This is a genomic window from Streptomyces sp. NPDC056987, from assembly GCF_042673865.1.
Lineage (GTDB): Bacteria > Actinomycetota > Actinomycetes > Streptomycetales > Streptomycetaceae > Streptomyces.
Window position 1 is genome coordinate 100654 of sequence record NZ_JBHURV010000008.1, and the last position, 18168, is coordinate 118821.

General features: G+C 71.7%; 21 protein-coding genes. 16 read left to right on the plus strand and 5 right to left on the minus strand.

From position 1 onward, the window contains the following. Positions 1-87: 87 nt before the first annotated feature. Genes tsaB through ACFTZC_RS12110 form a run of 4 tightly spaced genes read left to right on the plus strand, consistent with a single transcriptional unit; the run spans position 88 to position 2756 of the window. Positions 88-753 carry a tRNA (adenosine(37)-N6)-threonylcarbamoyltransferase complex dimerization subunit type 1 TsaB gene (gene tsaB / locus ACFTZC_RS12095; protein WP_382888692.1) on the plus strand — a complete coding sequence of 222 codons (666 nt, stop codon included), beginning with the start codon at positions 88-90 and terminating at the stop codon, positions 751-753. A 38-nt stretch (positions 754-791) separates the two neighbouring features. Further along, on the plus strand, positions 792-1334 hold the full coding sequence (gene rimI, locus ACFTZC_RS12100) for a ribosomal protein S18-alanine N-acetyltransferase (RefSeq protein ID WP_382888819.1): 543 nt from the start codon (positions 792-794) through the stop codon (positions 1332-1334). Next, complete coding sequence (tsaD, locus tag ACFTZC_RS12105; RefSeq protein WP_382888693.1) at positions 1327-2469, plus strand: tRNA (adenosine(37)-N6)-threonylcarbamoyltransferase complex transferase subunit TsaD; 1143 nt, start codon at positions 1327-1329, stop codon at positions 2467-2469. Before rimI ends, tsaD begins: the two co-directional genes overlap by 8 nt. Before the next feature lie 20 nt (positions 2470-2489). Beyond that, on the plus strand, positions 2490-2756 hold the full coding sequence (locus ACFTZC_RS12110; RefSeq protein WP_382888820.1) for a hypothetical protein: 267 nt from the start codon (positions 2490-2492) through the stop codon (positions 2754-2756). Between the two features lie 38 nt (positions 2757-2794). On the opposite strand, the gene ACFTZC_RS12115 is transcribed toward ACFTZC_RS12110, so the two are convergent. Then, positions 2795-4120 carry a cytochrome P450 gene (locus ACFTZC_RS12115; protein ID WP_382888694.1) on the minus strand — a complete coding sequence of 442 codons (1326 nt, stop codon included), beginning with the start codon at positions 4118-4120 and terminating at the stop codon, positions 2795-2797. 133 nt (positions 4121-4253) lie between these two features. On the opposite strand from ACFTZC_RS12115, the gene ACFTZC_RS12120 reads away from it, so the two are divergent. After that, positions 4254-4907 carry a TetR/AcrR family transcriptional regulator gene (locus tag ACFTZC_RS12120; RefSeq protein WP_382888695.1) on the plus strand — a complete coding sequence of 218 codons (654 nt, stop codon included), beginning with the start codon at positions 4254-4256 and terminating at the stop codon, positions 4905-4907. A 31-nt stretch (positions 4908-4938) separates the two neighbouring features. On the opposite strand, the gene ACFTZC_RS12125 is transcribed toward ACFTZC_RS12120, so the two are convergent. Further along, positions 4939-6342 carry an RICIN domain-containing protein gene (locus ACFTZC_RS12125; protein ID WP_382888697.1) on the minus strand — a complete coding sequence of 468 codons (1404 nt, stop codon included), beginning with the start codon at positions 6340-6342 and terminating at the stop codon, positions 4939-4941. A gap of 276 nt (positions 6343-6618) precedes the next feature. On the opposite strand from ACFTZC_RS12125, the gene ACFTZC_RS12130 reads away from it, so the two are divergent. Together ACFTZC_RS12130 and ACFTZC_RS12135 are read left to right on the plus strand one after the other, a co-directional pair. Beyond that, a complete protein-coding gene (locus ACFTZC_RS12130) occupies positions 6619-6975 on the plus strand; it encodes a YciI family protein (protein ID WP_382888698.1) in 357 nt (118 codons plus the stop codon). A gap of 117 nt (positions 6976-7092) precedes the next feature. Beyond that, complete coding sequence (locus ACFTZC_RS12135) at positions 7093-8463, plus strand: RNA polymerase sigma factor (protein ID WP_382888821.1); 1371 nt, start codon at positions 7093-7095, stop codon at positions 8461-8463. 165 nt (positions 8464-8628) lie between these two features. On the opposite strand, the gene ACFTZC_RS12140 is transcribed toward ACFTZC_RS12135, so the two are convergent. Both ACFTZC_RS12140 and ACFTZC_RS12145 read right to left on the minus strand, forming a co-directional pair. Next, positions 8629-9168, minus strand: a complete 540-nt coding sequence (locus tag ACFTZC_RS12140; protein ID WP_382888699.1) for an NUDIX domain-containing protein — start codon at positions 9166-9168, stop codon at positions 8629-8631. A gap of 23 nt (positions 9169-9191) precedes the next feature. Beyond that, entirely contained in the window at positions 9192-9569 is a 378-nt protein-coding gene (locus tag ACFTZC_RS12145; protein ID WP_382888700.1) for an ATP-binding protein, read from the minus strand. 204 nt (positions 9570-9773) lie between these two features. Here ACFTZC_RS12145 and ACFTZC_RS12150 point away from each other — a divergent pair, with 204 nt between their 5' ends. The 5 genes from ACFTZC_RS12150 (at position 9774) to ACFTZC_RS12170 (ending at position 12834) form a co-directional block, all read left to right on the plus strand. Next, positions 9774-10613, plus strand: coding sequence for a helix-turn-helix domain-containing protein (locus ACFTZC_RS12150; protein ID WP_382888701.1), 840 nt, complete (start codon positions 9774-9776; stop codon positions 10611-10613). Between the two features lie 11 nt (positions 10614-10624). Further along, positions 10625-10843: a DUF397 domain-containing protein gene (locus tag ACFTZC_RS12155; protein ID WP_382888702.1), complete on the plus strand. Its 219-nt coding sequence runs from the start codon at positions 10625-10627 to the stop codon at positions 10841-10843. A 155-nt stretch (positions 10844-10998) separates the two neighbouring features. After that, the gene (locus ACFTZC_RS12160; RefSeq protein WP_382888703.1) at positions 10999-11628 is read left to right on the plus strand and encodes a hypothetical protein; all 630 of its coding nucleotides are present in this window, start codon (positions 10999-11001) and stop codon (positions 11626-11628) included. A 112-nt stretch (positions 11629-11740) separates the two neighbouring features. Next, a complete protein-coding gene (locus ACFTZC_RS12165; RefSeq protein ID WP_382888704.1) occupies positions 11741-12385 on the plus strand; it encodes a hypothetical protein in 645 nt (214 codons plus the stop codon). A 71-nt stretch (positions 12386-12456) separates the two neighbouring features. Then, positions 12457-12834, plus strand: coding sequence for a hypothetical protein (locus ACFTZC_RS12170; protein ID WP_382888705.1), 378 nt, complete (start codon positions 12457-12459; stop codon positions 12832-12834). A 17-nt stretch (positions 12835-12851) separates the two neighbouring features. On the opposite strand, the gene ACFTZC_RS12175 is transcribed toward ACFTZC_RS12170, so the two are convergent. Beyond that, on the minus strand, positions 12852-14144 hold the full coding sequence (locus tag ACFTZC_RS12175) for an SAM-dependent methyltransferase (protein ID WP_382888822.1): 1293 nt from the start codon (positions 14142-14144) through the stop codon (positions 12852-12854). An 82-nt stretch (positions 14145-14226) separates the two neighbouring features. Here ACFTZC_RS12175 and ACFTZC_RS12180 point away from each other — a divergent pair, with 82 nt between their 5' ends. The 4 genes from ACFTZC_RS12180 (at position 14227) to groL (ending at position 18075) form a co-directional block, all read left to right on the plus strand. After that, a complete protein-coding gene (locus ACFTZC_RS12180) occupies positions 14227-15306 on the plus strand; it encodes a polysaccharide deacetylase family protein (RefSeq protein ID WP_382888706.1) in 1080 nt (359 codons plus the stop codon). Next, complete coding sequence (locus tag ACFTZC_RS12185; RefSeq protein ID WP_382888707.1) at positions 15303-15785, plus strand: hypothetical protein; 483 nt, start codon at positions 15303-15305, stop codon at positions 15783-15785. The genes ACFTZC_RS12180 and ACFTZC_RS12185 overlap by 4 nt, the downstream gene beginning before the upstream one ends. Positions 15786-16038: 253 nt before the next feature. After that, positions 16039-16347 (plus strand): co-chaperone GroES, encoded by a 309-nt coding sequence (groES, locus tag ACFTZC_RS12190; RefSeq protein ID WP_023539274.1) that lies wholly within the window; start codon positions 16039-16041, stop codon positions 16345-16347. A 102-nt stretch (positions 16348-16449) separates the two neighbouring features. After that, positions 16450-18075: a chaperonin GroEL gene (gene groL, locus ACFTZC_RS12195; RefSeq protein WP_382888709.1), complete on the plus strand. Its 1626-nt coding sequence runs from the start codon at positions 16450-16452 to the stop codon at positions 18073-18075. Positions 18076-18168 lie beyond the last annotated feature (93 nt).

The window sequence follows — 18168 nt, forward strand, 5'->3', positions numbered from 1 at the left end:
TACGTATGACTCCGTGGTGACGTTAGCAGCCGCGGGATGACGGGGCGGGGCGCCGTGCCCCGGCGCCGGGAGCCGTAGGCTGTTTGCGTGCTTCTGCTCGCCGTTGATACCGCCACGCCCGCCGTCACAGTCGCTCTCCACGACGGTTCCTCCGTCCTGGCCGCCGAGCGTCTGGTCGACGCGCGCCGCCACGGGGAGCTGCTGCTGCCCGCCGTCGACCGGGTCCTCGCCCGCGCCGGACGGAAACTCGACGCCGTGACGGATGTGATCGTCGGGGTCGGGCCAGGACCGTACACCGGGCTCCGGGTCGGCCTGGTGACGGCGTCGACCTTCGGCTCCGTGCTCGGCGTCCCGGTGCGCGGGCTCTGCACCCTGGACGGGCTGGCGTACGCGTCCGGCCTGACGGAGCCGTTCGTGGTGGCCACGGACGCCCGCCGCAAGGAGGTCTACTGGGCGCGGTACGCCGACTCCCGTACGCGGCTGACCGAGCCCGCGGTGGACCGCCCCGGCGATCTCGCGGACCGGTTCGGGGACGAGCTCGCGGGGCTGCCCGTGGTGGGCGCGGGGGCGCTGCTCTATCCGGAGGTCTTCCCGGACGCGCGGGCCCCCGAGCACCAGTCGGCCGAGGCGCTGGCCGCGCTGGCCGCCGAGCGGCTGGCCGCGGGCGGGGAGTTCCTGGCGCCGCTGCCGCTCTATCTGCGGCGGCCCGACGCGCAGGTGCCCAAGAACTACAAGGTGGTCACCCCGAAGTGACCGCCTCATCGGATTCCGCTTCCGTGGTCCTGCGGGAGATGCGCTGGTGGGACATCGAGCCGGTGCTCGCCCTCGAACATGAGCTGTTCCCCGAGGACGCCTGGTCACCCGGGATGTTCTGGTCGGAGCTGGCGCACGCGCGCGGCCCGGCGGCGACGCGCCGCTACGTCGTCGCCGAGACGGCGGGCGGGACGGACGCGGCGGGCGCCGGGCGGATCGTGGGGTACGCGGGGCTCGCCGCCGCCGGTGGCCTCGGCGACGTACAGACCATCGCCGCCGCCCGCGACCAGTGGGGCACCGGCCTCGGCTCCCGCCTCCTCACCACCCTGCTCCAGCACGCGACCGCCTTCGAGTGCGACGAGGTGCTGCTGGAGGTACGGGTCGACAACACGCGGGCGCAGAGGCTCTACGAACGGTTCGGCTTCGAGCCCATCGGCTTCCGGCGCGGCTACTACCAGCCGGGCAACGTCGACGCGCTCGTCATGCGCTTCCGCGCCCAGGACGACCGGACCGCTCGGGCCGCCGGGGCCGCCGAGGAAACTGACGGAACAGAGACGCAGGGAACTGAGAACCATGGCTGACGAACCGCTCGTCCTCGGCATCGAGACCTCCTGCGACGAGACCGGTGTCGGCATCGTGCGCGGTACGACGCTGCTCGCCGACGCCATCGCCTCCAGCGTCGACGAGCACGCCCGCTTCGGCGGCGTCGTGCCGGAGGTCGCCTCGCGCGCGCATCTGGAGGCGATGGTCCCGACGATCGAGCGCGCGCTGAAGGACGCCGGGGTCACCGCGCGCGACCTCGACGGGATCTCCGTGACGGCGGGGCCGGGGCTCGCCGGGGCGCTGCTGGTGGGCGTCTCGGCGGCCAAGGCGTACGCGTACGCCCTCGGCAAGCCGCTCTACGGCGTCAACCACCTGGCCTCGCACATCTGCGTCGACCAGCTCGAACACGGCCCGCTGCCCGAGCCGACGATGGCGCTGCTGGTCAGCGGCGGGCACTCGTCGCTGCTGCTCGCGCCCGACATCACCAGTGACGTACGGCCGATGGGCGCGACGATCGACGACGCGGCGGGCGAGGCGTTCGACAAGATCGCGCGCGTGCTGCACCTCGGCTTCCCCGGCGGCCCGGTGATCGACCGGCTGGCGCGGGAGGGCGATCCGGCCGCCATAGCGTTCCCGCGCGGGCTGACCGGGCCGCGCGACGCCGCGTACGACTTCTCCTTCTCCGGGCTGAAGACGTCCGTGGCGCGCTGGATCGAGGCGAAGCGGGCCGCGGGCGAGGAGGTGCCCGTACGGGACGTGGCGGCCTCCTTCCAGGAGGCGGTCGTCGACGTACTGACGCGCAAGGCCGTCCGCGCCTGCAAGGACGAGGGCGTCGACCATCTGATGATCGGCGGCGGCGTCGCGGCCAACTCCCGGCTGCGCGCGCTCGCGCAGGAGCGGTGCGAGCGGGCCGGGATCCGGCTGCGGGTGCCGCGCCCGGGGCTCTGCACGGACAACGGGGCGATGGTGGCGGCGCTGGGCGCGGAGATGGTGGCGCGCGGCCGGCCGGCGTCGGACTGGGAGCTGTCGGCGGACTCGTCGCTGCCGGTGACCGAACCGCATGTGCCGGGCGCCCCGGACGACGGCCACGGGCACGGCCACACCCACGCGCAGGATCACGCGCACGATCACGATCACGTTCATGAACTCGCGAAGGACAACCTGTACTCATGAGTGAGGCTCGCACGACACCCATGACGGTCGCGCTGATGTGGGAGGCCAAGGCCGCGCCCGGCCGGGGCGCGGAGCTGCTGGCGTGGGCCGGGGCGTACGAGCTGGCGCCCGCGCCGCTGCGCCGTGAGCTCTTCCGCGCCCCGGGGGAGGCCGGGGACCGGGTCCTCGTCATCACCTGGTGGGAGGGTTCCTACGACGCCGAGGTCCCCGAACTGCCGGACCCGGCGCCGGACATGATCGCCCGGCCGGTCCACCGCTGGCGGTTCGAGGCGCTCGACGCGGTCTGACCCCCGTCCGGACCGCGCCGCGCGCCCTTCACCGCGGGCTACCAGCGCACCGGCAGCCGGTTCAGCCCGCGCAGCAGGCCGGGACGCCACTCGGGCGCACCGGCACCGGCTCCGGCACCAGCTCCTTCGCCTGCGGCGCCCGTCTCGTCCAGGGCGAGGTCCGGGAAGCGTTCCAGCAGCGTACGCAGCGCGACGGCGCCCTCCAGGCGGGCCAGCGGGGCGCCCAGGCAGTGGTGGATGCCGTGGCCGAAGGAGAGATGGCCCCGGGTGACGGCCGGGTCGCGGCGGATGTCGAAGCGGTCCGGGTCGGGGAACCGCTCGGGGTCCCGGTTGGCCGCCGCGATCGAGAACATGACGGGCTCGCCCGCGGCGATCCGGGTCCCGCCGAGGGTGACGGGCTCGGCGGTGTGACGGTACGACGTGGCCTGTACGGGCGGCTCGTACCGCAGCGTCTCCTCGATCGCGCCGTCCAGCAGCGTCCAGTCGGCGCGCAGCGCGGCGAGCTGGCCGGGGTGGCGCAGCAGGTGGTGGACGGCGCTGGAGATCAGGTGCGCGGTGGTCTCGTGCCCGGCGACCAGCAGCACGAAGGCCATGCCGAGCAGTTCCTCCGTGTCGAGCCGCGCCCCGTCCCCCTCGCCGTCCTCCCCGTCGGTGGAGTGGATCACCGCGTGCAGCAGATCGCTCTCCGCGGCCCCGGCCGGGCGGGCGCGCTTCTCCTCGATGAGGCCGAGGAAGTACTCCGTCATCTCCCGGTTGGCCCGCTGCCCGGCCTCCGGGTCGGTCACCGCGACGATCTGCGCCGACCAGGCACGGAACGGCTCCCGGTCGGCGGCCGGGACGCCCAGCAGCTCGCAGATGACCGTGATCGGCAGCGGGAAGCCGTACGCGTCGACGAGATCGGCGCGGCCGTCCGCCGCCACGGCGTCGAGCAGCCCGTCGGCGATCTCCTGCACGCGTGGGCGCAGCGCCTGCACCCGGCGCTGCGTGAACTCCCTGGCGACCAGGCGGCGCAGCCGGGTGTGGTCGGGCGGGTCGACCTGGAGCATGTTGCGGCCGACGGCGTGGCCGCCGTCGCTCTTCCAGGAGGAGGAGTGGCGGATGTCGTTGCGCAGCCGCTCGGTGTCGGTGAGGGCGGCGCGGGACGTGGCACCGTCGGTGACGAGCCACTGCGGCGCGCCGAGGGGGAGGCTCACGGGGTGGACGGCGCCCTCCGCGCGGAGCCGCGCGTAGCGCGGGTACGGGTCGGCGGTGAAGCCGGGCCAGTCGCCCAGGGCGAGGTCTTCGGCGCCGGCGTCCCCGGCACGTACCCCGTCGCCGGTGGAACCAGCAGAGGCAGGGCCGGTGGAGGTGGAGTCGGTGGGCATGGTGGTCTCCCGGATCCGTCCGAGGGTGCGGGTGAAATGGGGAGTGCTCCCCATTTATTGTTTCCGACGATAACAGGGAAACCGGAAAACGGGGAGCACTCCACACTTGCCGGCGCCACGGTACGGTACGGCCGTGAGACAGGACGCGCAGCGCAACCGGGAACGGGTGATCGCCGCCGCCCGCGCGGTCTACGCGGAGCAGGGCGTCGAGGCCCCGCTCGACGTGATCGCCCGCAGGGCCGAGGTCGGCAACGCCACGCTCTACCGCCGCTTCCCCGACCGGGCCGCGCTGATCGAGGCCGTCTTCGGCGACGGGCTCGCGGCGACCATCGAGGCCGGGGAGCGCGCCCGGAAGGCGGCGGACCCGTGGGCGGGGCTGGTGGCCTATCTGGAGCGGACCTTCACGGGGCTGGCCATGGACCGGGGCGTCACGGACCTGATGACGACCGCCATGCCGGGCGTGCCCACGCTGGAGGCGCTGCACGTCCACAACGCCGCGACGATCGGCGCCCTGCTGGCGCGGTGCCGTGAGGAGGGCACCGTACGCGACGACGTGTCGGTGGAGGACGTGCTGTTCGCGCTGGCGGCGCTCGGCCGGGCCGTACCGGCCGCCGAGACGGCCGCGTCCGGATCCTGGCGGCGGCTGCTCGCGGTCTTCCTCGACGGGCTGCGCGCGGAAGGGGCCCGCCCGTTGCCGGGCGAGCCCCTCACTTCCGACGCGCTGCGGACGGCGCTCGGTGAACTGCACGGCCCCAGCCGTACGGACGCGGCCGCACCCCGTCCGTAACGGCCTCCGCCCGCAAGGCCTTATGGACGGCTCAGCCGCCCTGCTGCGACAGCTCCTTGGCCCGCTTCTCCGTGACGAACTTCCAGGCCCCGTCCTCGCCGTCGGTGCACTTCTTGACCACGAGCGGCGCGTCCGGGCCGTAGTCGTCGACGTTGGGGTCGGCGCGGCTCAGCTTCAGGCACATGTTGTCGCTCGCGAGGTTGCGTATGAAGTAGTGCGACAGGGTGTCGTTGCCGTTGTCCTGGAGGTCGAGCCACCAGAGCTGGTTGTCGCTGGTGGTGCCGTCACAGGGGAACTCCGCGACCGGGGTCAGGGGTTCCACGCCCTCGTAGCCGCCCAGGTCCATGCACAGCTCGTCCGTGACGTTCCGGATCTGGAAGACGCTGGTGCCGTTGGGTGCCTTGTTCTTGTAGCGGACCTCAAGATTCCAGAGTTGGTTGTCCTCGTCCGGGGGATTGCAGTACGAGTGCAGGACCGCCCCGTTCGGGGCCCCCTTCTCGCGGCCGAGGATGTCGGCGCACTTGTCGGTCCGCACATCCCTGACCTGGACGCGGGTACGCGACGCCGGGTCCTTCTTCGCAGGGGGCTTGTCGCCGCCCGAGCCACCGCCACCGCCACTGTCGCCGTCGCCGTCATCGGGCTTCGGCTGCTCCGGGGTCACCTCGGCGGCGGGCGGATCGGGCAGCTTCGGCGGCGCGGACTCGGTGGGCTTGATCGACTCGGCGGCGACCGACTCGATCTTCTCCTTGGCCAGGCTCCGTACATTGGGCCTGAAGTTGAACCAGAGGATCAACCCGGTGACGGTGAGCACCAGCAGCAGGCTCATCACCGTCATCAGCCAGTACGGCATGACGCTGCGCTGTACGTACGTCCCCTCCACCGGCGTCGGCTCCGCGCCCGACCTGCGGATGTCGAGGGTGTACGGCCGCTCCTGCTTCTGCCCGGCCCAGGTGATCTGGCGCGGCTTGAGCGTCGCCTTCACGAACGCGGCGCGCCCCGGCTCGATCTGGATGCTGCCGGGGAAGATCTCGTAACTGAGCTGATCGCCGTTGTCGCTGCCGCTGATGGACCCGGTGAGTTTCACGTTGCCGAGGTTGTCGACGGCCAGCTTGGGCCGGCCCCGGAACCGGCCCTTGACGGTCGGCGGCACGAGCTCGGCGCGCAGCTCCGAGAAGGGGGCGATGGTGATGTTGCCCTCGGCGACCGTCGTGGCCTCCGGATGCTCCGTGGGCACGACCTGCACACCGTACGGGTGCGGTCCCGCGGTGGAGTCGGGGGTGCGCGGCGGCGCGAAGGTGACGGTGACGGTGCCGGTGGTACCGGGATAGAGGCGCAGAGTGGGGGGCTCGACGACGGAGTACGGCGCGAGGTCACCGACCGGGACGAAACGGTACTCGTCGACGACGTCACCGGTGTTGCGGAGCCGCAACGTCACGGATCTGGTCGCACCCGCGTCCATGGTCGTTGAGGCAGGTTCGAGGGAAGTCCATAGGCTCACTCCCCCGACCCTAGAGGCGGCCGGGCACGATGAGCAGCGGCACAGGGGCACGATCGCCGTCCGGGAGGGCCCGGCGCACTGCCCGAAGGCGCACCGGGCCCCGGTCGGAAGATCTTCGAAAGAATTTCCCGGCGTGTGTCGATCCGGGCGTCTCCCGTTCGACGTAAGGGTGAGAGGCGGGAAACAGCCCGCCCCCACACCTGAGGAGTCACCATGCCGCGCTTTCTGTCCCTGGTACGTATCGACGAGGCCACCGCACCGGCCGGCGGCCCGAGCCCCGAGTTGCAGCAGCGCATGGGAGCGCTGCTGGAGGAGATCACCAAGGCCGGCGTCATGCTCGACACCGCCGGGCTGACGCCGACCTCCGAGGGGGTGCGGGTCCGGCACGAGAAGGGCGGGAAACTCACCGTCACCGACGGGCCGTTCACCGAGGCCAAGGAGGTCATCGGCGGGTACGCGCTCATGCAGGCGAAGGACCGGGCCGAGGCCGTCGAGTGGGCGCGGCGCTTCGTCGAGGTGCATGAGGATGAGTACGACGTGACCTGCGAGGTCCGGCAGATCGCCGAGTAGGGCGGGCCCGAGGTCCGGACGGGCCCGACCGGCTCGCCGTGCCCCGCGCCGGTGCGTGTGCTCTGATGGGTGCCCGTGAGGGCAGACGAGCCGGACGGACCGCATGGCGCGGCCGGGGTGGACCGCGCGGACGGTGCGGACCGCGCGGAACGTGCGCTGGAGGCGGTCTTCAGGATCGAGTCCCCGAGGATCATCGCGGCGGCCGCCCGTATCGTGCGCGACATCGGCATCGCCGAGGAGATCGCGCAGGACGCACTCGTCGCGGCGCTGGAGCGGTGGCCGGAGTCGGGCGTCCCGGACCGGCCGGGAGCCTGGCTCATGGCCACGGCCAGGCACCGCGCCATCGACCTCGTACGCCGCCGGGAGACGTACGCCCGCAAGCTCGCCGAGGTCGGCCGGGCCCTGGCGGACGCTCCCGGGCCCGAGACCCCCGACACGGCGGTGCTCGGCACCGGCACCGGCGCCGTGGGTGGGAGCGGCACCGGCGGTGGGGACGGCGGGGCAGGCATCGGGGGAGGCATCGGGGAGGAGATCGACGACGACCTCCTCCGCCTCATCTTCACCGCCTGCCACCCCGTTCTCTCCACCGCGGCCCGCATCGCCCTCACCCTGCGCCTCCTCGGCGGACTCACCACCGACGAGATCGCCCGCGCCTTCCTCGCCCCCGAGGCGACCGTCGCCCAGCGCATCGTGCGCGCCAAGCGCAGCCTCGCCGCGGCGGGCGTGCCGTTCGAGGTGCCGTACGGTGCGGAGCGCGCGGCGCGGCTCTCCTCCGTCCTGGAGGTCATCTACCTGGTCTTCAACGAGGGTTACTCGGCCACCGCGGGGGACGACTGGCTGCGCCCCGGGCTCTGCGAGGACGCCCTGCGCCTCGCCCGCGTGCTCGCCGGCCTGATGCCCGGCGAACCCGAAGTGCACGCGCTCGCCGCCCTGCTGGAACTCCAGGCGTCCCGGACACCCGCCCGTACGGGACCCGACGGTGAGCCCGTCCTGCTCGCCGACCAGGACAGGGCCCGCTGGAACCAGCTCCTCGTCCACCGCGGCTTCGCCGCCCTCACCCACGCGGGCTCCCTCGCCGCGCGCGCGGGCGCGGCGCCGGGGCCCTACGCCCTCCAGGCGGCCATCGCGGCCTGCCACGCCCGCGCGGTGACGTACGAGGAGACGGACTGGCCCGCGATCGCCGTCCTGTACGGCAGGCTCGCCGCGCTCACGCCCTCCCCGGTGGTCGAACTCAACCGTGCCGTCGCCGTCTCCCTGGCCGAGGGTCCGGCAGCCGGACTCGCGCTGGTGGACGCCCTCGCCGACGACCCGGCGCTGAAGGCGTACCACCTGCTCCCCAGCGTCCGGGGCGACCTGCTGGCCAGGCTGGGGCGTACGGAACAGGCGCGGGCCGAGTTCGAGCGGGCGGCCGGGCTCACCCGCAACGCACGCGAACGCGAACTGCTCCGGCGCCGCGAGGCCGAACTCGGGGCACCGGGACCGTCGTAGCGTGAGACCGACAGCGTCTGTCAGCCCGGCCGTCGAGGTCAGCCCGGTAGCCCGGTCAGCCCGGTCAGCTACGCCGGCCCCGTCAGCTCCGCCAGATGGCCAGCGTCAGCGAACCGCCCAGCGCCAGAACGGCCAGCACGTACGCGATCTGCTGCGCGCTCGGGCTCACCGCGACACCGCCAGCCGGTCCTGCAGCCGTCTGCGGAGCAGCGGCGGCCCGATCTCGTCCACCGAGGTCCAGCGCGCCCGGCCCAGCGCGGCCATCGCGGGGACGAGGACGCGCGAGTGCGCCCGGAAGAGATAGCGGAAGCCGTACCGGATGCGGCGCCCGTCCTCGGGGGCGGCGGGCGAGGTGTCGACCAGGATCGGGCCCTCCTCGCCGGGCGCCGTCCAGACGTTCTGGACGCCCGCGAACTCCTCCAGCACGCGCGTCGCGGTCCGGCTGAGCGACTGGTCCGAGGGGTCGGGCGCGCCCTCGGCGAACCCCCAGGCGTCCCCGTACCGCAGGGCGAGCGCCCGCCCCTGCTCGTCCATCAGGATGGCGCCCGCCCTGACCACCGGGCAGCTCCCGTGGTGCAGGCACAGGCCCTGACGGGAGTGGTCGAGCAACGCGTCGAACAGGGGCATCGTCGCCGACGTCTCGTCAGGGTGGCCAAGCAGGTAGTGGTTCAACTCCTTGATGATGGCGCTCTCTTCGACAGCCACGGTCAGCTCAACTCCTTGCGCTCTCAGACCTGGGCCCGGACCCGGACCTTTCCGGACGCGGTGAGTACGGTTTCCCAGTGCTCGGTCAGCTCCTCGATCAGGATCAGCCCTCTGCCGTCCTCCGCCGTGGAGGAACGGGCTCGCTTCGCTGGAACGGCCGTAGTGAAATCACTGACGGTGACGGACAGATGGGCCTCGGTCGGTGTGACGAGGAGGCCGCATCGGCCACCGGCGTGTTTGTGAACGTTCGTCAGCGGCTCCGTCACGACCAGAACCGCTACGTCCGAGACCGCTTCGCAGCCCCATGTCACCAACGTTTCTACCAGTTCGCGACGGATACGTCCCAGTCCGTCCGGGCGCACGACGAAGTCGATTCTCAGTTCCCGTTCGATGCCGGCCACGTTCACCATGGCTCCTCCCGCGCCGCCTTGAGGCCGCGCGATCGATCGACAGCGAGTCACCACGAGGAGCGGTGCCGCGTTTCGGCATGATGGTGTGGGGCGAACCATTTACAGGGCAAGATATTCCGATGCTGCTTCATACTGACGAGTGAATCCGCCCCGAAGACATCTCTATGCGGAGAAGCGGCGCGCCACGATGTGGTCATGGCTCACAGCGACATGCCCACGATGCGCAGCAAGCGGCTCGGCAATGAGTTGAAGCGACTCCGCGTCGAACGGGCATACAAAGTCCAGGACATCGCCGACAAACTCCAGTGCGGGCAGCCGAAGATCTCGCAGATCGAGAACGGAAAGCGCGGGATAAGGCCGCTCGATCTGACGGTGCTGCTGGAGTTCTACGGAATCGACGACGCGGCGTATGTGGCGAGCATCAAGCGGCTCGCCAAGGAGATCCACAAGGTGGACTGGTGGAGCAGTGAGGGCCCCTTGCTCCATGACGAGCTTCGGGACTACCTGACCCTGGAGGCAGACTCGGAGTTGGTGCGCGAGTACGACCCCGCGGTGATCCCGGGGCTGCTCCAGACCGGGGCGTACATGCGCGAGATCTTCGCGGCCCGGTACCCCGCGGAGAAGATCGCGCCCTTGGTGGAAACCCGGACCAAACGACAGGAACTCCTCGGCTCCCACCTGGACTTCAGCCTGCGCACGATCATCGAGGCGTCCGTCCTGCACCGCATCAGCAAGTCCGGTGAGGTGGTCCGGGGGCAGTTGGAGCACCTGCTGGAGATGGGCAGGCGGAGCAACGTCAACATCCAGATCCTGCCCCTCGACGCGGCGATCCCGGCCGAGCAGTACACGCCGTTCACGCTCTTCTCCCTGCGCGGTGAACCCTCCATCGACGTCACATGGTTGGAGCATGTCACCGGGGGTACGTTGTTGGAGCAGCGGACCGACGTCCAGGTATACGCGCAGGTGTGGGACGAGTTCACCGCCGCGGCCCTTTCGCCGTCCGCCTCGCAGAAGTACATCCGTGATCTCCTCTAGGGCAGTGGACAGTGATCTCCGAGGTCTCCGGCGAGTTCGACGGCGCGCTCTGGCACAAGAGCACATACAGCGGCAGCAACAACGGCTGCGTCGAGCGCGGCCGGTTGCCCGGCGGTCGTCAGGCGGTCCGTGACACCAAGGACCGCGCCGTGGGTACGGCAGTCTTCGCCCCCGCCGCCTGGCAGACCTTCGTGGACGCGGTCCGAGCCGGGGGCCGCTTCGACGCTTGAGCGTCGGGGGTCGGGATTCGAGCACGGACCGCGGCGCCCCGGCCACCGTACCCGGGGAGACCCTGACCCCCGAGCGCGTCCAGACCACGTGAACCGGCTGTGCACGGCTCTGCGTGCGCCGCTCGACCCTGTCGGCAGTCGATAACCTCGTGTGCATGTCACGTCGTACGCCGCTGCCGCCACCCCCGCCCCCTGAGCATCTGCGCTCCTGGCCCGACCGCGCGGCTCTGCTCGCGGACCGGGCCGGGGTGCTCTCGTATCTCGGCGGTCGCAGCCTCGGGCCGGTCGAGTTGGTGCGCTTCTGGCTGCTGGTGCTGGGGGTGCAGTTCGGGTGGTTTCTGGTCGGCCAGGTGCTGGTCTCGCTCGGCAACGGGGCGGATCCACTCGGCGTTATGTTCGCCGTGCCGTTCCTCGCGATCGGGCTGGGCGTGCTGGTCACGGCCGTGGTCTTCCTCGGGCTGTCGGTCCGCGAGGAGCGTGCGGTGCGCGGGCTGATGACGCGGTGGGCGGCGCTGGACAGCGACCCGGAGGCCGACAGCGGGCTGCGGATGGCGGGGCGCAGCCTGAGCTGGCTGCTGACGTCGTTCGTGGCCGGCGCCGCCGGGCTCTGCATCGCGTTCGTCGTACCGGCCATGGCGGAGCGGGGCGAGGACACGTACGCGGAGGTGGCGTACGCGATGGGCGTGGGCACCATCTTGTGGATCGCCGGACTGATCGGCGTGACGCGGGCGGTGGGGCACTACCGGTGGGCGGTGCGGCTGGTCGCACCGGGGGTGGCCCGCTGAGGCGGCGCATGTCGAGACGGCCCGCTGGGACGGTGCGCCGAGGCGGCCCGCCGAGACGGTGCGCGCACGCCCGGACGGGACCGCTCCCCGTCGCCCCGCTACCCTCTGCCGCATGATCAACCGCCGGTCCCTGCCGCCGCCCCCGCCGCCCGAGGAACTGGGCTCCTGGCCCGATGACGCGGCGCGCCTCGCCGACCGGTCCACGGCGCTGGTGGAGCTGAGCAGGCGTGGCCTGGGGATCGTACGGCTGGTGCTGCTGTGGCTGCTGGGAGCGGTCGCGGTGCTCGGCTGGGCGTGCGTCGGGCTGGCCGTCCAGAGCTTCGGGGAGGTCGGCTTCGACCCGGTGAGCGGGGTCGTGGCGCTGATCCTCGCGGCGGTCCTGTTGGTGCCCGCGGCGATCGCCCTCGGCTTCTGGCTGCACCGGGGCCATGTCGTACGGCGGCGCCTGGAGGCGTGGGCGGCCCTCGACCCGGCGCCCGTGAGCGAGGCGCAGTCCCTGGCGCACCGGAGGTCGGTGCTGTGGCTGCTGCCCTCGGTGGCGCTCTGCCTGGCGGGGGTGGGCCTGGTCGGAGCCGCTCTGGCCGAGGCCTCGTCGCGGACGGCGAAGGTGAGCAGCACGACGTACCTGGTCGGGCTCGGGGCCACGGTCCTGCTCACCGGGGTTCTCGGCCTCGCCCAGTCGTTCTCGCAGCGGCGCTGGTCAGCGCAGTTGCGCCATACCGTCCCGGTCCGCCGGGGCGGAGGCGCGCATCGCTGAGGCTGTTCCTACCGGCGCCGTCCTATCCTGAAGAGGGAACGCATACGCCATTCAGGTGTAAGGGGCGGCCGATGGACTGGCTTTGGTGGATTTTCGTCTTCTTCATCGTGGGCGGGTTCGGCTGGGTGGCCGACACGGGCCGGACCGCCCTCAAGACCCGGCATGAACGAAAAATCGAACGCTTCAAGCTGGCGGAGGGCGAGCGCCAGGCCGAGCGTCAGGCTCTGGAAGAGGCCCAGAAGCTTCCGGAGCCGGTCTGCGGCTGCTCACACCACCTGGCGAAGCACGACCGGCAGGGCAAGTGCCACGAGGACGTCGAGACCCCGACGGAGTGGGACGAGAACAAGAAGCCACTGCGGTACGAGCTCAGGCAGTGCAACTGCCAGCAGTACGTCGGCCCGCAGCCGCTCTCCCAGATCTACGCGGACGAACTGACGGACCTCGGCTGACCGGCCTGATCCGCCGTTCATGGCGTGGCCGGGTGGCCCAGGAGCATGGTCGGGGCGCCTGCCACGCGGGTCAGGAAGACCGTGGCCGTGTGCGGGCCCTTGAGCTTGAGGCGGCGGCGCAGCTCCTCCGGTTCCACCGCCGAGCCGCGCTTCTTCACGGTCAGGACGCCCACCTCGCGGGCGCGCAGCAGGGCCTTCAGCTTCTTGAGGTTGAAGGGGAGTTCGTCGGTGATCTCGTAGGCGGTGGCGTACGGGGTGGGGCGCGGCTCGTCGGTGGTGACGTACGCGATCGTCTCGTCGATCAGCCCCCCGTTCAGCTCCTCGGCGACCTCCGCGACGAGATGGGCCCGGATGACGGCGCCGTCCGGCTCGTACAGGAAGCGGCCGACCGGGCGGACGGGCGGGTCGGGAAGGCCGCGTCCCGCGAGGGTGAGGGGGGCGGTGGGGGAGTTGGTGGTCGTGCGGGGGGAGAGGAGGGTGGCGCGGCGGAGGCCAGGTGTGACGGGGGCGACGGGTGCGGAAGGGGTGGGAGGTTGCGGTGTTCGCTGCCCGGCGTACCAGAGCACCGCCTCCTTGACGTCGCCGCCGTCCGAGATCCACTCCGCCTCGAAGTCGTCCGGGACCAGCTCGTGCGGAATGCCCGGTGCGATCTTGATGGCGCCCGCGCCCACTTGCCGTACCGCCTCCACCGCCCAGGACAGCGGCGGCGAGTACGCCTCCGGATCGAAGATCCTGCCCCGGCCGCCGCGCCGCGCCGGGTCGATGAAGAGGGCGCCGGCCCCGGTCAGGTCGTACTCCAGGACGTCCGCGCGCGTCACCGTCGCGGGCGGGGCGCCGGGGGCCAGGGTGCGTACGTTCGTACGGGCCATCTCGCAGGTCAGCGGGTCGAGATCGACGGCGGAGACGGCGAAGCCCGCCCGCGCCAGTTCGATCGCGTCGCCGCCGATGCCGCAGCAGAGGTCGGTGACCCGGGGCGCGTCCCCGCCCGTCGGCGCCGCGAGGGTGCGGAACCTGGCCGCCCGGTAGGCGGCGACGGAGCCGCGCGTGGCCTGTTCGACGCCGTTCGGCGTGAAGTACATGCGGTACGCGTCCGTCGCGCCGAACTTCGCCACCGCGCGCTGGCGCAGCCGCGCCTGGGCCAGCGCCGCGGAGACCAGTTCGGCCGGGTGGTCGCGGCGCAGCCGGGTCGCGAGGGCGAGTTCGCCGGCCGGGTCGTGGTCGCGCAGCTCGGCGAGGAGGGCCTGGCCCTCGGCGGAGAGCAGCGGCGCGAGAGAAGGGGAGGCGGGGGCGCGGTCGGTCACCCGGTCCATTGTGGGCCAGGCGGGGGATGGTGCGCGCCGGGCGGCGGTGTCGGCCGGGTGGAGGCGCCGGGCGCTGACAGGATGCGGCGCCATGCAGCTAGTAAGACAAAAAGACCAAAAGGAAGTGGTACGGGTACGGGTCACCCCGGAGGCGCCCCGGAACCCCCGGGCGCCCCGGCGGCGCGGCAAGCGGTGCGCGGCCGCCCTGGCGACGCTGCTCGTCGCCGCGGTCGGCTCGGGTTGCGCCGCCGGGACCGGTGACCCGGGGCACTCCGCCTCCGCCGGGCACGACCGGCCCGGTGAACACGGCGAGCACCGCGAGCATGGTGGGCAGGGCGAATACGGTGAGCAGGGCGAGCGCGGCCGGGCGGCCTCCGGCGCGCCCGGCGGGCAGCAGGAGGGCGGTGCGGGGACGCTCTCGTACGCCGAGCAGACGCGCCGTACACAGGCCGCGCGCGCCATCGCGGCGAAGAAGTGGGGACTCGCCGGTACGCCCCTGGCCGCGCCCCCCGCGCCCGCCGTCAAGCCGGAGATCACCAACCGCAAGGGCTTCGAGATCGAGGAAGAGGCGGAGGGCGAGAACCTGCCGCCCGTCTTCACCACCGTTCCGGTCAAGGACCGGGTCGTCTTCCTGACGATGGACGACGGTTCGGAGAAGGACCCCGAGCTGCTGCGGATGATGACCGAGCTGAAGATCCCGTACACCGCCTTCCTCAGCGACTACGTCATCAACGACAACTACGGCTACTTCCAGCAGATGCAGGACCGCGGGGTCACCATCCAGAACCACACGCTCAACCACCCCTACCTGCCCGGGCTCTCCTACGAGGAGCAGCGCACGGAGATCTGCGATCAGCAGGACAAGCTGGGCAAGCGGTACGGGAAACGCCCCACGCTCTTCCGGCCGCCGTACGGCAACTACAACCACGACACGCTGCGCGCCGCCAAGACCTGCGGGGTGCGGGCCGTGCCGCTGTGGACGGCCGAGGCGTACCCCGACCACATGGAGTGGCGCGAGTGGGACCGGGACCTGCACCCCGGCGACATCGTCCTCACCCACTTCCGCGGCCGCGAGGACTGGAAGGGCACCATGCCCGACATGATCCGGCACGTGATGAAGGTGATCACGGACAAGGGGTACGCCGTGGCCAGGCTGGAAGACTACGTATGAGCCCCGGGCACCGGCTGCTGGCCGGAGTGCTGGCGGCCGGTGCGCTCCTCACCGCCGGCTGCGCGCAGTCGGTGGACCCCATCGAACGGCTCGGGCGCAAGGCGGCGCAGCGGGTCGGCCCGCGGGCGTGGCAGGCCCCGTCGATCGCGGGAGTCTCGCGGGGCCCCGGGGTCCCTGGTGTCGCCGGCGCCCCTGGATTCTCCGGTGTCCCTGGAATCACCGGTGTCCCCGGTATTCCGCGGGTGGCGGTTCCGGAGCCCGTCTCGCGGGCCGTCGTCGTACGCCGGAGCTGCGGGCGGTCCGCGCCGCCGGGGCGGACGGGGAAGTGGACGGGAAAGCGGACGGGGAAGCGGACCGCGACGTGCCGGGGGCCGGCGCGCCCGGCCCGTGGGGCGGCCGGTGGCGTACCCGGCACACCGACCCGCGCACCGCGCGCCCCCGGCGCAGCCGACGCACCCGACACGCCCGACACGCCCTGACCGTGCCCGAACTCGCGTCCGGAACCATGCCCTCTCCGCTCGCGTTTCCCTCTCGGGAGTTCACGCCGCGACCATCCGTATTGGCACTCCGCTTGACCGAGTGCTAATCGCGGTCATAGTCTCAGGCCTGGCACTCCCCACTGGAGAGTGCCAAAGCGCGACTGACGGATCCGGCACCCGCGACGACGGGTCCATCTGGTCGCCACCCTCAGACAGTTAACCCCGTGAGATCTCCGAAGGGGGAGGTCGGATCGTGACGACCGCCAGCACCAAGGTTGCCATCAAGCCGCTCGAGGACCGCATTGTGGTCCAGCCGCTCGACGCCGAGCAGACCACGGCCTCTGGCCTGGTTATCCCGGACACCGCCAAGGAGAAGCCCCAGGAGGGCGTCGTCCTGGCCGTGGGCCCGGGCCGTTTCGAGAACGGCGAGCGGCTCCCGCTCGACGTTTCCGTCGGCGATGTCGTTCTGTACAGCAAGTACGGCGGCACCGAGGTGAAGTACAGCGGCGAGGAGTACCTCGTCCTCTCGGCTCGCGACGTGCTCGCGATCATCGAGAAGTAACTCACCGAAGATTTACTTTTGCTTTTGAGCTGCGCCCCTGGCCCCCCTGCGAATGCCGGGTGGACAGGGGCGCAGCTCATTTGAGAGGACAGAGAAGCTCCCATGGCGAAGATCCTGAAGTTCGACGAGGACGCCCGTCGCGCCCTTGAGCGCGGCGTCAACAAGCTTGCCGACACGGTGAAGGTGACGATCGGCCCCAAGGGCCGCAACGTCGTCATCGACAAGAAGTTCGGCGCCCCCACCATCACCAACGACGGCGTCACGATCGCCCGCGAGGTCGAGCTCGACGACCCGTACGAGAACCTCGGCGCCCAGCTCGTGAAGGAGGTGGCGACCAAGACCAACGACATCGCGGGTGACGGCACCACCACCGCCACCGTGCTGGCGCAGGCGCTGGTCCGCGAGGGTCTGCGCAACGTCGCCGCGGGCGCTTCCCCGGCCTCCCTGAAGAAGGGCATCGACGCCGCGGTCAAGGCCGTCTCCGACGAGCTGCTCGCGACCGCCCGCCCGATCGACGACAAGTCCGACATCGCCGCCGTCGCCGCGCTCTCCGCGCAGGACGAGCAGGTCGGCGAGCTCATCGCCGAGGCGATGGACAAGGTCGGCAAGGACGGTGTCATCACCGTCGAGGAGTCCAACACCTTCGGTCTGGAGCTGGACTTCACCGAGGGCATGGCCTTCGACAAGGGCTACCTGTCCCCGTACATGGTGACCGACCAGGAGCGTATGGAGGCCGTCCTCGACGACCCGTACATCCTGATCCACCAGGGCAAGATCGGTTCGATCCAGGACCTGCTCCCGCTGCTGGAGAAGGTCATCCAGGGCGGCAGCTCCAAGCCGCTGCTGATCATCGCCGAGGATGTCGAGGGCGAGGCGCTCTCCACTCTCGTCGTCAACAAGATTCGCGGCACGTTCAACGCCGTCGCGGTCAAGGCCCCCGGCTTCGGTGACCGCCGCAAGGCCATGCTCGGCGACATCGCCACCCTCACCGGTGCGACCGTCATCGCCGAGGAGGTCGGCCTCAAGCTCGACCAGGCCGGCCTGGACGTGCTGGGCTCCGCCCGCCGCGTCACCGTCACCAAGGACGACACGACCATCGTCGACGGTGCGGGTGCCGCCGACGAGATCACCGGCCGCGTCAACCAGATCAAGGCCGAGATCGAGACCACGGACTCCGACTGGGACCGCGAGAAGCTCCAGGAGCGCCTCGCGAAGCTGGCCGGCGGCGTGTGCGTGATCCGCGTCGGCGCTGCCACCGAGGTGGAGCTGAAGGAGAAGAAGCACCGTCTGGAGGACGCCATCTCCGCGACCCGCGCCGCGGTCGAGGAGGGCATCGTCTCCGGTGGTGGCTCCGCTCTGGTGCACGCCGCCAAGGTGCTGGAGGGCAACCTCGGCAAGGAGGGCGACGAGGCCACCGGTGTCGCGGTCGTCCGCCGCGCCGTCGTCGAGCCGCTGCGCTGGATCGCCGAGAACGCCGGCCTTGAGGGCTACGTCATCACCTCGAAGGTGGCGGACCTGGACAAGGGCCACGGCTTCAACGCCTCCACCGGCGAGTACGTCGACCTGGTGAAGGCCGGCGTCATCGACCCGGTCAAGGTCACGCGCTCCGCCCTGGAGAACGCCGCGTCCATCGCCGCGCTGCTGCTCACGACCGAGACCCTGGTCGTCGAGAAGCCGGCCGAGGAAGAGGCCGAGGCGGGCCACGGCGGCCACGGCCACAGCCACTGACGTCCTCCGCGGCCTGACCGCCGCCGCTTCCGCGGAGGCGGTCGCCCGTCGCGGGGATTCCCCGGGCGCGGGCCGCGGTGAGAACGGACCCGA

What these genes read in the sequence shown, in the direction of transcription:
- tsaD (WP_382888693.1), top strand. Translation starts at nt 1,327, where the DNA reads ATGGCTGACGAACCGCTCGTCCTCGGCATCGAGACCTCCTGCGACGAG.
- ACFTZC_RS12115 (WP_382888694.1), bottom strand. Translation starts at nt 4,120, where the DNA reads ATGCCCACCGACTCCACCTCCACCGGCCCTGCCTCTGCTGGTTCCACC.
- ACFTZC_RS12185 (WP_382888707.1), top strand. Translation starts at nt 15,303, where the DNA reads ATGAGCCCCGGGCACCGGCTGCTGGCCGGAGTGCTGGCGGCCGGTGCG.
- rimI (WP_382888819.1), top strand. Translation starts at nt 792, where the DNA reads ATGCGCTGGTGGGACATCGAGCCGGTGCTCGCCCTCGAACATGAGCTG.
- ACFTZC_RS12165 (WP_382888704.1), top strand. Translation starts at nt 11,741, where the DNA reads ATGATCAACCGCCGGTCCCTGCCGCCGCCCCCGCCGCCCGAGGAACTG.
- ACFTZC_RS12150 (WP_382888701.1), top strand. Translation starts at nt 9,774, where the DNA reads ATGGCTCACAGCGACATGCCCACGATGCGCAGCAAGCGGCTCGGCAAT.
- ACFTZC_RS12175 (WP_382888822.1), bottom strand. Translation starts at nt 14,144, where the DNA reads ATGGACCGGGTGACCGACCGCGCCCCCGCCTCCCCTTCTCTCGCGCCG.
- ACFTZC_RS12130 (WP_382888698.1), top strand. Translation starts at nt 6,619, where the DNA reads ATGCCGCGCTTTCTGTCCCTGGTACGTATCGACGAGGCCACCGCACCG.
- ACFTZC_RS12110 (WP_382888820.1), top strand. Translation starts at nt 2,490, where the DNA reads ATGACGGTCGCGCTGATGTGGGAGGCCAAGGCCGCGCCCGGCCGGGGC.
- groL (WP_382888709.1), top strand. Translation starts at nt 16,450, where the DNA reads ATGGCGAAGATCCTGAAGTTCGACGAGGACGCCCGTCGCGCCCTTGAG.
- ACFTZC_RS12180 (WP_382888706.1), top strand. Translation starts at nt 14,227, where the DNA reads ATGCAGCTAGTAAGACAAAAAGACCAAAAGGAAGTGGTACGGGTACGG.
- ACFTZC_RS12160 (WP_382888703.1), top strand. Translation starts at nt 10,999, where the DNA reads ATGTCACGTCGTACGCCGCTGCCGCCACCCCCGCCCCCTGAGCATCTG.
- ACFTZC_RS12170 (WP_382888705.1), top strand. Translation starts at nt 12,457, where the DNA reads ATGGACTGGCTTTGGTGGATTTTCGTCTTCTTCATCGTGGGCGGGTTC.